We start from the raw sequence: 825 nt of genomic DNA, 5'->3' as shown, positions 1-825 counted from the left end.
CCCGAATTCAACATGCAAGTGCACCACTATAAACTATCAAGTGAAAAGACTTCCTCAGGCGTCTGATAATCTAAAATCTTTCTTGGACGATTGTTAATTTTGTTTACTACTTCTTGTAGTTCATTATCTGTTATAGTCGAAAAATCTGTTTTTTTGGGGAAATATCGACGTATCAACCCATTTGTATTTTCATTTGTACCGCGCTGCCATGAACAATAAGGATCGGCGAAGTAAATATCCATATTAAGCCTATTCTCAAGCTTATTAAAAAGTGAAAACTCTTTCCCGTTATCAAGAGTAAGCGTCAGCCTCTTTGAACTATCTAACGTTATAAACATTGCAATCGTTACTTTATTGAAAAGCTCTGCTGTTTTATTTTCTATTTTTTAGGCCATTAGATATTTTGTTGCTCGATCCACGTGAGTAATTATATATCCAGAGCCTTTCTTTCCTTCAACAAGATCAGCTTCCCAGTCGCCAATACGAGACCGTTTCTCAACGATATTAGGTCGCTCATGGATACTAACTCGGTTTTTTATCTTACCTCGTAAGTCCCCATATTTTCTTTGTTTTTTTCTCTTTTTGTGACGTTTTGGTAATGCTTTATAGAGCCCACCACCAACTTGATAGTCTTTAATAACCCATTGATAAATTGTCTCATGACTGACACATGCTCCCTTGTCATTTGGGTGGTTTTTTTTAAGCCTTCCAGCAATAGCGTCTGGTGACCAACCTTCTTGCAGTTTATGTACAACATGCTGATAAAGCGTTTTATTAGCAAACTTTTTTGCGTGCCTTGGTTTCTTTCTACGTTCGGCTGCCAAG

At 37.2% G+C, this 825-nt stretch carries 1 pseudogene; it reads right to left on the bottom strand.

What is annotated here, in order from left to right:
- Positions 1-26: 26 nt before the first annotated feature.
- Positions 27-824: pseudogene (locus tag J8L98_RS24450) on the bottom strand (IS30 family transposase).
- Position 825 lies beyond the last annotated feature (1 nt).

Source organism: Pseudoalteromonas sp. MMG013 (genome assembly GCF_018100885.1).
Taxonomy (GTDB): Bacteria; Pseudomonadota; Gammaproteobacteria; order Enterobacterales; family Alteromonadaceae; genus Pseudoalteromonas; species Pseudoalteromonas aurantia.
The sequence above is the reverse complement of the archived record's forward strand: the minus strand, read 5'-3'. Positions and strand labels throughout refer to the sequence as shown.